Annotated in this window: 10 protein-coding genes; 7 read left to right on the top strand and 3 right to left on the bottom strand. The window is 67.1% G+C overall.

Annotated elements, in window-relative coordinates; genetic code table 11:
• From M7H19_RS00355 to M7H19_RS00345, 3 genes are all read left to right on the top strand, one after another.
• On the top strand, positions 1–858 hold an 858-nt coding region (locus tag M7H19_RS00355; RefSeq protein ID WP_298175637.1), incomplete at its 5' end, for a heme o synthase.
• 164 nt (positions 859–1,022) lie between these two features.
• A complete protein-coding gene (locus M7H19_RS00350; RefSeq protein WP_298175635.1) occupies positions 1,023–3,473 on the top strand; it encodes an ATP-binding domain-containing protein in 2,451 nt (816 codons plus the stop codon).
• 10 nt (positions 3,474–3,483) lie between these two features.
• Positions 3,484–4,068, top strand: a complete 585-nt coding sequence (locus tag M7H19_RS00345) for an FKBP-type peptidyl-prolyl cis-trans isomerase (protein ID WP_298175633.1) — start codon at positions 3,484–3,486, stop codon at positions 4,066–4,068.
• Positions 4,069–4,151: 83 nt separating this feature from the next.
• Here M7H19_RS00345 and M7H19_RS00340 read toward each other — a convergent pair whose 3' ends face one another.
• Positions 4,152–5,123 carry a quinone oxidoreductase gene (locus M7H19_RS00340; protein ID WP_298175631.1) on the bottom strand — a complete coding sequence of 324 codons (972 nt, stop codon included), beginning with the start codon at positions 5,121–5,123 and terminating at the stop codon, positions 4,152–4,154.
• A 175-nt stretch (positions 5,124–5,298) separates the two neighbouring features.
• On the opposite strand from M7H19_RS00340, the gene M7H19_RS00335 reads away from it, so the two are divergent.
• From M7H19_RS00335 to M7H19_RS00320, 4 genes are all read left to right on the top strand, one after another.
• Positions 5,299–6,255 (top strand): DMT family transporter, encoded by a 957-nt coding sequence (locus tag M7H19_RS00335; RefSeq protein WP_298175629.1) that lies wholly within the window; start codon positions 5,299–5,301, stop codon positions 6,253–6,255.
• 70 nt (positions 6,256–6,325) lie between these two features.
• A complete protein-coding gene (locus M7H19_RS00330; RefSeq protein ID WP_298175627.1) occupies positions 6,326–7,015 on the top strand; it encodes a hypothetical protein in 690 nt (229 codons plus the stop codon).
• A 74-nt stretch (positions 7,016–7,089) separates the two neighbouring features.
• Positions 7,090–8,229 carry a phosphatase PAP2 family protein gene (locus M7H19_RS00325; RefSeq protein WP_298175625.1) on the top strand — a complete coding sequence of 380 codons (1,140 nt, stop codon included), beginning with the start codon at positions 7,090–7,092 and terminating at the stop codon, positions 8,227–8,229.
• A complete protein-coding gene (locus M7H19_RS00320; protein WP_298175647.1) occupies positions 8,226–9,092 on the top strand; it encodes a hypothetical protein in 867 nt (288 codons plus the stop codon). The genes M7H19_RS00325 and M7H19_RS00320 overlap by 4 nt, the downstream gene beginning before the upstream one ends.
• A 46-nt stretch (positions 9,093–9,138) precedes the next feature.
• On the opposite strand, the gene M7H19_RS00315 is transcribed toward M7H19_RS00320, so the two are convergent.
• Positions 9,139–10,092 carry an acyl-CoA desaturase gene (locus tag M7H19_RS00315; protein WP_298175623.1) on the bottom strand — a complete coding sequence of 318 codons (954 nt, stop codon included), beginning with the start codon at positions 10,090–10,092 and terminating at the stop codon, positions 9,139–9,141.
• 143 nt (positions 10,093–10,235) lie between these two features.
• Positions 10,236–11,207 (bottom strand): COX15/CtaA family protein, encoded by a 972-nt coding sequence (locus M7H19_RS00310; protein ID WP_298175621.1) that lies wholly within the window; start codon positions 11,205–11,207, stop codon positions 10,236–10,238.
• Between the last annotated feature and the right edge of the window lie 24 nt (positions 11,208–11,231).

The following is an 11,231-nucleotide window of genomic DNA, read 5'->3' as shown; positions in this document are numbered from 1 at the left end:
GCCAAGCCGCGGGTGATCGAGCTGCTGCTGGTCACCACGATTCCCGCGATGTTCCTGGCAGGTCGCGAGATCCCGTCGCCTTGGCTGGTGTTGGCCACCCTCGTGGGTGGAACGATGGCCGCGGGCAGCGCGAACGCGCTGAACTGCGTCATCGACGCCGATATCGACAAGGTCATGAACAGAACCCGGCGGCGGCCACTCGTGCGGGACTCGGTGCCGAGGCGTAACGCGCTCATCTTCGGCATCGTGCTCGGCCTGGCCTCGTTCGGGCTGCTCTACGTGACGGTGAACCTGCTCGCCGCCGTGCTGGCGGTCGTCACGATCCTGTTCTACATCTTCGTCTACACGTTGTTGCTCAAGCGGCGTACGCCGCAGAACGTTGTGTGGGGCGGTGCGGCGGGCTGCATGCCGGTGGTCATCGGCTGGGCCGCCGTCACGGGCACGGTGGAGTGGCCCGCCTTCGTCATGTTCTGTGTCATCTTCTTCTGGACGCCGCCGCACACGTGGGCGCTCGCCATGCGGTACCGCGAGGACTACGAACGCGCCGGCGTGCCCATGTTGCCCGTCGTGGCGACACCGAAGCACGTGGCCAAGCAGATCGTCATCTACTCGTGGGTGATGGTGGCGTGGACACTGCTGCTCGTCCCGGCGACGAGCTGGCTGTACGCGACCTTCGCCGCGCTCTCGGGCGCGTGGTTCCTCTTCTACGCGCACCGGCTCTACGCCTCCGTGGCGCGGGGCGAGAAGACCAAACCGATGTCGCTGTTCCACCGGTCGAACACCTATCTGATGATCGTGTTCGTCGCGCTCGCCGTGGACTCCGCCATCGGCCTGCCCGTGCTTGGGCTGCCGTTCTAGAGTCACTCAAGACACCCCCGGGGCGCCTGAGTCACCGGGTGGTGTGAGCCCGGGAATTCCTCGCCTTCCGCGTTCGTTATCTCTCGGCCAACCCCCGTCCCTCGACCGCGAAAGTGGGGCCGCCTGTGTCCGTGTCCCCGCATCATCGGGAACCCGACAGCACAATGACGTTCGATCGCAAGACGACGTTCGACAGCAGGATCGACAAGACTTCCGAACCGGACCGGTCGGGCGCCGCCGGCGAGCCGGCGGCCGGCAAGTCCGCCGAGATCGCCGCCGAACAGGCGTACGTGTCGGCGCTCTACGACCGGCTCGACAACGAACGTGACCTCGCTGAGAGTCGGCTCACCGAGGCTCTGCGCAGTTCCGGAGGACCGCCGCAGGCCGCGGCGGAACGGGAAGCCGCCGCCGCGGCCCACAGCGACCGCCTCGCCCAGCTCAAGGCTGTGGAACAGGGGCTGTGTTTCGGCAGGCTCGATTTCGTCGACGGCCACGATGGGGACTCCCCGATCTACATCGGGCGTCTCGGCCTATTCGACGAGGACGACGACTACCGACCGCTTTTGGTGGACTGGCGCGCCCCCGTCGCCCGACCGTTCTACCTCGCCACGGCCGCCTCTCCCGAAGGTGTGCGGCGCCGCAGGCACATCCGCACACTGAGCCGGCGGGTGGTCGGGTTGGACGACGAGGTGCTGGACCTCGGCGCGGACGAGCACACCGATCACCTCGGCCTCGCGGGCGAGGCCGCTTTGTTGGCCGCGCTCGAACGCAGACGTACCGGCGAGATGTCCGACATTGTCGCGACCATCCAGGCCGAGCAGGACCGCATCATCCGGGCCGACCTCTCCGGCGTGCTCGTCGTACAAGGGGGCCCCGGCACCGGCAAGACCGCTGTCGCTTTGCACCGGGCCGCCTACCTGCTCTACACCTACCGTCGACAGCTCACCACGCGCGGCGTGCTCGTAGTCGGCCCCAACAGCACGTTCCTGCGTTACATCGGGCAGGTCCTGCCGTCCTTGGGCGAAACGGGCGTGCTGCTCTCCACCATCGGCGAACTGTTCCCCGGACTGTCCGCCACGGGTGTCGACACGCCGGAAACCGCCAAGGTCAAGGGCCGTATCACGATGGCGGACGTACTGGCGCAGGCCGTGCGAAACCGCCAGGTCGTCCCCGAAGAAGCCTTGGAGGTGGAGACCGAGGACGGCGAGGTGTTGGTGCTCGACCGTCGGACGTGCGAGCGTGCCAGGACGAAGGCGCGGGAGACGCTGCGGCCCCACAACCTCGCGAGGCGAGTGTTCGTGGACCAGTTGCTCGACGCCTTGTCCGAACAGTCGGCCCAGCGGCTGGAGTCGAGCGTGCTCGACGACCTGCCCGAGATTCCCCTGGCGGAGAGCGAGGAGGACAGCGGCCCGATGCTCGACGCCCGTGACCTCGCCACGATCCGCCAGGAGTTGGCCGAGGACGAGCAGGTGCAGGCCGCGCTGCAGTCACTGTGGCCCAAGCTCACCCCACAGGAACTGCTCAGTGACCTGCTCACGTCGGAGGAGCGTCTGGCCTCGGCCGCGGACGGGCTGTTGACCGAGGCGGAGTGGAGGGCGTTGCTGCGCCGCCCCGGATCCCTGTGGACGCCCGCGGACGTGCCGCTGTTGGACGAGCTGGCGGAGCTGCTCGGTGAGGACGACACCGAGGCCCGCGCCCGTAGGGAGCGCCGGCGTCGGGAGGAACGCGCCTACGCCGAGGGCGTGCTCCACGTGCTGGAGCAGGACGACGAGATCATCGACGAGGAGGTCGTGCGAGTACGCGATGTCCTCGACGCGGAACTGCTGGCCGAGCGGCAGGAGGCCAGGAGCGACCTCAGCGCCGCCCAGCGCGCGGCTCTGGACCGGTCGTGGACGTTCGGGCACGTCATCGTCGACGAGGCGCAGGAGCTGTCGGAGATGGACTGGCGGCTGTTGATGCGTCGCTGCCCGAGCAGGTCGATGACCCTGGTGGGCGACGTGTCCCAGACGAGTTCACCCGCCGGCACGTCGTCGTGGGACGACGTGTTGCGCCCCTACGTCGGCGACCGCTGGCGGCTGCGTGAGCTGACGGTGAACTACCGCACTCCCGCCGAGATCATGGAGCTGGCGTCGGCTGTGCTCGCCGACATAGACCCCGATCTCTCGGCGCCCACGTCCGTGCGGGAGACGGGGATCGCACCGTGGCAGCGCTCCACGAGCTCCGACGACGTCGCCGCCGACGTCCGCCGATGGGTGGACGAGGAACTGGCGGAGCTGACCCGGGAACGTGGCGGTGGCACTCTGGCCGTGCTGTGCCCGGACTCCCTGGAAGAGCGGTTGTCGGCCGCGCTGGCCGAGACACGGGACGCTGCGGGAACCGACGACACCGATGACAATCCGAGAGTGTCGGTACTCACAGTGGACAGGGCGAAGGGCCTGGAGTTCGACGTTGTGATCGTGGTCGCTCCCGATGAGATCGCGGCCGCCTCGTCGCGTGGGATGAACGACCTGTATGTGGCGCTCACCCGCGCCACACAACGGCTCGGCATTGTCCACACGGCACCACCGTTGCCCGCTCTCTCAGGCGAGCAGAAGTCCGCGTCGATGTCCGGATAAGGTGTCAACCATGCGCAACGCTGGCAAGATCATCACCGTGGCGGCTGTCGCCGCGGCGCTCACGGCGTGTTCGCCGCCGAACGAGCAGCCCTCGGACCTGCCTCCGGGAGTCGATCCCACACCCTCGGCGCAGCCTTCGCCGACTCAGAACGAACAGGGTGGACAACAGGGTGAGGCCTGCACGGCCGAGGACATCGAGGTCACACCGTCGAGCAACGCGGAGGGCTACGAGGTCACCATCCCGCGGGACTGCGCGGTGCCGACCGAGTTGCTGACCCGGGAGCTGCAGCCCGGCACCGGCCCCGCCGCGGCCTCCGGTGACCAGCTCGACGTGGACTACACGATCGTCGCGTGGTCGGACGGGCAGGTGAAGGAGAACTCGTTCGGCGAACTGGGCACGATGAGTGTCCAGCTCGGGGATGACCAGCCGCAATTCGAGGGATGGAACGAGGCGCTGCAGGGTGCCCGGCAGGGTTCTCAGCGGCTGATCGTCGTCCCGGAGGACATGGGCTTCGCCCAGGACAGTGACCATCCGTTGGCCGGCGAGACCCTCGTGGTGGTCGCCGAGGTCGTGGATATCGCGCAGGTGCCGTGACGGTACGCCCGGTGTCGTGAGCGGACGAGCACGGTCCGCCACGTCCGCTCACGACCCGGGCGTTCGCCTGACTTCTCACGGCGTCAGGGCAACAGCAACAGTTTGCCCGTGGTGCGCCGTCCTTGAAGGTCCTCATGAGCCTTCCGGGCGTCGGTGAGCGAGTAGCGGCCACCGATGCGGACATCGAGTTTCCGTTCGGCCAACGCGTCGAACAACTCGCCGACCCGCCATTCCAGTTCCTGCCTGGTCCGTATGTAGTCACCACTCTTCGGACGTGTCAGAAACAGAGATCCGCCCCTGTTGAGTCGTTGCGGGTCGATCGGGGGGACGGGACCGCTGGCAGCGCCGAACAGGGCCAGCAGGCCCCGCGGCCGCAGACACTCCAGGCTGCCCTCGTAGGTGGAGGCGCCCACTCCGTCGTAGACGACGTCCACGCCCTCGCCGCGGGTGAACGCGCGTGTGGCTTCGACGAAATCCTGTTCGGTGTAGCGGATGACCTCGTCGGCGCCCGCCTCGCGGGCCAGTCGTTCCTTCTCCGGTGTCGACACGGTACCGATGACCTTCGCGCCCCTGGCCTTCGCCAGCTGAGTCAGCAGAAGTCCGACACCTCCCGCCGCCGCATGGACCAGCACGGTCTCGCCCTCACACACCTCGTATGTGGACGACACCAGGTAATGAGCCGTGATGCCCTGCAGCATCACGGCCGCGGCCGTCTCCTCCGCCACGCCTTCCGGCAGTTTCACCACCACGTCCGCGGGGACGACCGCTCGCTGCGCGTAGCTTCCCGGCGCGTCCTGCCACGCTACGCGGTCACCCACGGACAACCCTGTGACCTCGCTGCCCACCTCGACGATCCTGCCCGCGCCCTCCATGCCCGGGGTGTAGGGCAACGGCACTTCGTAGATGCCGCTGCGCTGGTAGGTGTCGATGTAGTTCACACCGGCAGCGGCCACATCGATCAGGACTTCCCTCGGCCCTGGGCCACCGACCTCGACGTCGGCGACGTCGAGAACCTCCGGTCCCCCTGTCCGCTCGATGCGAATCGCCGTGACCATGCCTGTCCTCCTCACGAAGCTGCACCGAACCCGTGGTGCTTGTGTGCTGTCCAGCCAACACGATGTCGGTGCCCCGGTCATGCCGGTGTTGTGGGGGTACCCTTGAGTGAAAGTGGCGCACTTCACTTGATGTGATCCGACAGTCGCGCGTGGTCCTCGACGCTGGTCTTCTAACGTGGTCATTCCTGTCGCTCTCGGTTTCACCGCAGCGTTCCTGTTCGCCGCGTCGGCTGCCTTGCAGCGCCGCGCGGTGCTGCGCGCTGCGAATTCCGACTCCGGTCATAAGGCCACCACGCACCGGCTGCCGGTACTGTGGCTTTTCCGCTTGTTGCTGCGGCAACGGGTGTGGCTGGCGGGGTGGATCACCAACATCGGCGGTTTTTGTTCTCAGGCGGCAGCGTTGCACTTCGGCTCGGTGGCTTTGGTGCAGCCGTTGCTGGTGACCCAGTTGTTGTTCGCGCTACCCATGGCCTCGGCAGCCATCCGGCAGTGGCCGTCGCTGCGGGACTGGCTGGCGGCCGGCGCGATCAGCGGTGGCGTGGCGCTGTTTCTGTCCGTGGAAGGCGCCGCGACGCTGGAGGGCGAGCCCGACCGAGGGCGATTGATGATAGCCGTGGCGGTGGCCGCGGCCACCATCCTCGCGTTGCTGCAGCTCGCGCAGCGACGAGGACCGCTGGTCTACAGCGCGTTGGTCGCCGCCTCCGCAGGTATCTGTTATGCGATGAGCGCAGCCATGATCAAGCTGACGACGGACAGCCTGCTCAACAGGGGAGTGGCCGCGACAGCGCTGGACTGGCCGGGCTACTTGCTCGCGATCACAACGCTTTCGGGACTGGTGCTGGGCCATCAGGCATACGGGTCGGGGTCGTTGTCGGCGGCCGTGGCGGTGATGTCGATCGTCAACCCCGCCGCGAGTTTCGCGCTGGGGGTGCTGGCTTTCGGTGCCGTGCCTGTCACCGAGCCCGTGCAGCTGGTCGCCGTGGTGGCTGCGGGCGTGTTGTTGACCGTGGGCGTGTTCGGACTCGCCCATTCACCTGCCGTGCGCTTGGAGACATCCAGCACAGCGAGACAAGGCGTTTACCCCATTCGGGGTAACGTTTCCGGCAGGGACCAGGCGCGTGGGCCATCCTGAAGGAGGACACGCCCGCCTGGTGTCACGCCGAATTCCCTGGCCTGGCCCGACCCGAAAGAGATCCCCCATCGTGCCTCATCGTGTCTCGGCGCCGTCCCGCGAACGGCACCTGATCATCGAGATCCCACACCTACGGGCCACCATCACTCGCGCTGTCGTCCTGGCAGTGGAGACGGCGGTCGTGCCCACGTTGCTGTTCATGCTGTTGCTGAACGTGTCCGGCCTCGTTCCCGGAGTGTTGGCGGTGCTCGGTTGGAGCGCATTCGTCATCAGCGTGCGCAGACTCATGCGCCGCGAGGTACCGCACACCCTGTTGCTGTGCACCGGCATGCTCGTGACCAGGGCGCTATTCGCGCTCGTCACATCCAGTGCCGTGGTGTATGTGCTGCAACCCGTGGTGGGCTCGGTACTCATGTTCCTCCTATTCGTGGGCAGCGCCGCTCTCGGTAAACCCATCACCGCTCGCCTGGCACGTGACTTCGTGCACCTGCCCGCCGAGTTGTTCGCCCACCGTCGGGTACGGAAAGTGTTCATCAACGTGGCGCTCATGTGGGGTGGCTCGCGCCTGCTCGACGCCGCCATGACGCTCGGTTTCCTGCAATGGAGCATCGATGCGGGACTGTTGTCCCGAGGAGTGTTCAGCAGCCTGCTCACGGCGTTGACCATCGCCGTCTGCGCGGGACACGGTTGGCGTTCCCTCCGTAACCTGCCCGACGTCACCTTGAGGTTCGCCCGCAGACCTGTCCCCGCCGCTGCCTGACCAGGTCAGGAGGCTTTCCCTCCACCGGTGTCGTTTGTGGGGCAGCCGTTCCCTCTGCGTGGTATACGAAGAAAGTGCTCACGACAGGGTCAGTGACGGGCACCACCCCATGTGCGACCGGTCGGTCTCCTCACCGCCGGCGTCCGAGGTGGTGGGTCGAGATCCTGCTCGGATTGATCCTGTTCGGTGTGTACGCGCTGATCGGCGCGTTCCGGCTACCCGGGCACGCTCACCGGGCGTTCGCAAATGGTGAGGACATCCTCGCGGTACAACGTGCTCTGCACATCAACATCGAACTGCCGGTGAACCGTTGGCTCGCTGACCAGGGCTGGCTGATGGTCGTGGCGAACTACGAGTACGCGTTCGGCTACCTCGTCGCCACCTTCGTGGCATTGGTGTGGTTGTACCGGCGTCGGCCCGGGCAGTATCCGTGGGCTCGGGACGTGTTCGCGGTGTCGACCCTGATCGCGGTCCTGTGTTTCTGGCTGTATCCGGTGGCTCCGCCTCGGTTGTTGCCGGATGCGGGGTTCATCGACACCGTTTGGCTGGGTGACACGTGGGGCTCGTGGGGTTCGCCGATGGTCGAGGGGGCCAATCAGCTCGCCGCGATGCCGTCGCTCCACATCGGTTGGGCCCTGTGGGTTTCCGTGGTGCTGTCCCGAAGTGGTGCGCCACGGTGGGCGCAGGTGGCCAGTGCCGTGCACGTGTTGGTGACGTTCGCGGTGATCGTCGCCACCGGTAACCACTACTGGTTGGACGCGCTCGGGGGCGTCGCTGTGGTGTGGCTCGGTGTCCTGGCCGCCGACCTCGCCAGAGGAAAGTCGGTGACGTGGACCGCTTCCGTCCGCAGAAGCCTGTGTCGACGCGGCCGTCACGCCTACACTGGCGCCGTGACTGACACCGCAACCGAGGCCAAGACCCCCGCCCCTCCGAAGGCCGCTCAGCTCGCCGCCGCGCGCACGTTCGTCGCCGAGCACGGCAAGCCGGTGAAAGCCGTCATCCAGCGCATCGGCCGCGCCGGAGCCAGGGTGCTGCTCGTCGGTGCCGACGGCGCTCTCGGGGACGTCGTGGTGCCGAGTGTCGAGACCGGTGAAGCGTTGATCGAGGCGGTGGAGGGCGTCGAACGTTCCGAGTGGGACGCCGACACCGTGGGCGCCACCAAGATCGGCGCGGCCCATCGCAGGAGGATGGCCGGCCCACTGGCGCGCCGCTGATGGTGCGAATCGTCTTCGCCGGATGCCGGAGGTTACCGCAGGGCGACGGCGACGAACATGCTGTGGGCCCTGCGTTGGCGGCTGTCGGAGCCGAATTGGGCTGGGCGGTGTGGGACGATCCGGACGCCGATTTCCGCACCGCCGACCTGGTGGTGCTGAGGGCGACGTGGGACTACGCACAGCGCCGAGATGCTTTTCTCGCGTGGTGTGACTCCGTGCCGAGGCTGCATAACTCGGCCGCCGTGGCGCGGTGGAATACTCACAAGCGTTACCTCCTCGACCTGGCCGATGCCGGTGTTCCGGTGGTGCCGACCGAGCTCGTGGAGATCGGTGACAGTCCGCGATGGCCCGACGGCGAATTCGTGGTCAAACCCGCTGTCGGCGCCGGGTCGGTGGGGGCGCGTCGCTTCGGGCCACGGCAACATGGGCTCGCCGCCGAGCACTTGGCCGCTCTGCACTCGGACGGTCGGTCAGCGTTGGTGCAGCCGTATCAAGCGGACGTGGATACGCACGGCGAGACCGCGCTCGTGTTCTTCGGTGGTGTGTACTCACACGCGTTCACGAAAGCGGCCATACTCGCGGACACGGGTCGAAACGGTAACGGTGCGTCGGAGAAGCTCGCGATGGCCGAGCCGGAGCCCCGGTTCCGTAGGCTCGCCGAGGACACGCTCGACGCGGCGGTCGCCTTGTTGGGAATCGCGCGGGCCGATCTGCTGTATGCGCGGGTGGACATGCTGACCGGCGAGGACGGTGCGCCCGCCTTATTAGAGTTGGAGCTGACGGAACCGTCCCTTGGTTTCGCCCAGGCCGATTCCGCTGCCCCGATGAGGTTCGTCTCCGCCATCCGCGGTCAACTGTCCTGACGCCGCGGCCGACGGTCCGTGTCGACCGTGGTGCCTTCGCGGTCGACTACGGTGTCGTCGCGGCGCGCTTGGCGGCGAGTCGTTCCGGCTTGGGCCAGCGCACGTTGTGGGCCCAACCGAACTTCTCGAAGATCCAGATCAGCCGCGCGGAGATGTCGATCTGCCCGCGCAGCACGCCGTGACGGGCGCAGGTCGGGTCGGCGTGATGGCTGTTGTGCCACGACTCGCCCATCGACAGGATCGCCAGCGGCCAGAAGTTCGTGGCCTTGTCCCTGCTGGTGAACGGGCGTTCGCCCACCATGTGGCAGATCGAGTTCACCGACCAGGTGATGTGGTGGGAGAACGCGATACGCACCAGACCGGCCCAGAAGAACGCCGTCACCGCGCCCCACCACGACCAGGTGATGAGGCCGCCGAGCAGGGTCGGCAGTGCGAGGCTCAGCACGATCCAGAGCCAGAAGTAGCGGTTGACGACCTGAAGGTCCTTGTCGGACAGCAGGTCGGGAGCGAACCGCTGGTAGTTCGTGACTTCGCGCTTGAACATCCAGCCCATGTGCGCGTGCCAGAAACCGCGCAGCAACGCCCACGGCGAGGTGCCGAACAGCCAGGGTGAGTGTGGGTCGCCTTCCTTGTCGGCGAACGCGTGGTGTCTGCGGTGACTGGCCACCCAGAAGATCACTGAGCCCTGCACAGCCATGCTGCCGGCGATGGCAAGAGCGATGCGCAGGGGCCTGGTGGTCTTGAACGCCCCGTGTGTGAAGTAACGGTGGTAGCCCACGGTGACGCCGAGCGTGCCGACGGTGTAGAACACGGCAGCCAGTGCAAGATCCACCCAGGTCAGGCCCCAGCCCCAGGCGAAGGGGATCGCCGCGACCAGCGCAACGAACGGGATCAACAGAAATGCCTTCAGCACGATCATCTGTGCTGTGGAGCGTTCATGCCCGACAAGGGGCTTCGGCCCGGTGCGTCGCTCGCCGGACGTGGAGGTGGTGCTGCTCATCGTGTGTCTGGGACCTCGTATCGCAAGAAGGAAACGGGCAGAGAACGAATTCTGCCCTTAGTGCAGCACAGCGTAGCCGCGATCGCATGCGGACCGAAGACCGTGTTGGGTGAGTCGGGTACAGGGCCTCTGATCAGCGGATATCAGGCAGCGCCGACGGTGTGGCGCTCGGGTGCGGGAGCGGCGCTCACGACTGGGCCTCGGTCACGGGTGGCACACCACAGGGCGGAGGTGGCGGCGACTATCAGCATCGAGCCGAGGACGTGCAGCGACACCAGAAGCTCGGGGATACCGAGCCGGTACTGGACGACGCCCAACAGGCCCTGGGCGAGTGCGATGCCCCACACGGTGGCGTAGTACATCCACAGCGTTTTCTCGACCCGCGCCCGGTACCACTGGATTCCTAAGACCACGAGGACGGCGAGGAACACGTAGAGGAACGCGGCGTGGATCACCGTGAGGGTCTCGATCGGAGCGTCGAGACGCTCGACGTCGGGGTCGCCGCCGTGCGGGCCCGCGCCGGTGACCACGGTGCCGGCGACGATCAGGCCCGCCAGGGAAGCCACGAGGGCCCAGAGCACGGGACGGCTGGCGCGAGGAACGCGTGGTCGGGGTGGTTCGTCACCTTCGTTGAAGGCGCGCAGGAGGACGACCGACGTCCATACCAGGGCGGTGGAGGGCAAGAAGTGCAGCGCGACGGTCCACCACAGTAGGTCGGCGAGCACGGTGATGCCCCCGATCACGGCCTGTGCGACGACTCCGGCAGGCATGATCCACGCCAGTCGGAGGAGACGCTTCCGGCTCGGGTGGTCGAGGTAGACGCGCCACGCCGCGAGCACGCAGAGGGCCGCGACGAACACCACGACGACGGTGAGCAGGCGGTTACCGTACTCGATCCACTGGTTGAGAGTGGCGTACTCGGGGTGTTTGACGGGGACCATGCTGCCGGGGAAGCACTGTGGCCAGGTGGGGCAGCCGAGCCCTGACCCGGTCACGCGCACGATGGAGCCGGTGAGCCCGATGCCGGCCTGCGTGACGATGGCGGCGATGGCGAGAGCTCGTTGCAGGGCCTGCGAAGGGTACGGCAAGCGACCGACGAGCGAAGACAACTGCACGACACAAGATAGTAATAGCCGCGC

The organism is Saccharomonospora sp., assembly GCF_027317685.1.
In the GTDB taxonomy this organism is placed as follows: domain Bacteria; phylum Actinomycetota; class Actinomycetes; order Mycobacteriales; family Pseudonocardiaceae; genus Saccharomonospora.
Note: the sequence above shows the minus strand (reverse complement) of the source record. Positions and strands in the feature narration are given on the sequence as shown.

What these genes read in the sequence shown, in the direction of transcription:
- M7H19_RS00345 (WP_298175633.1), top strand. Translation starts at nt 3,484, where the DNA reads ATGCGCAACGCTGGCAAGATCATCACCGTGGCGGCTGTCGCCGCGGCG.
- M7H19_RS00315 (WP_298175623.1), bottom strand. Translation starts at nt 10,092, where the DNA reads ATGAGCAGCACCACCTCCACGTCCGGCGAGCGACGCACCGGGCCGAAG.
- M7H19_RS00350 (WP_298175635.1), top strand. Translation starts at nt 1,023, where the DNA reads ATGACGTTCGATCGCAAGACGACGTTCGACAGCAGGATCGACAAGACT.
- M7H19_RS00340 (WP_298175631.1), bottom strand. Translation starts at nt 5,123, where the DNA reads ATGGTCACGGCGATTCGCATCGAGCGGACAGGGGGACCGGAGGTTCTC.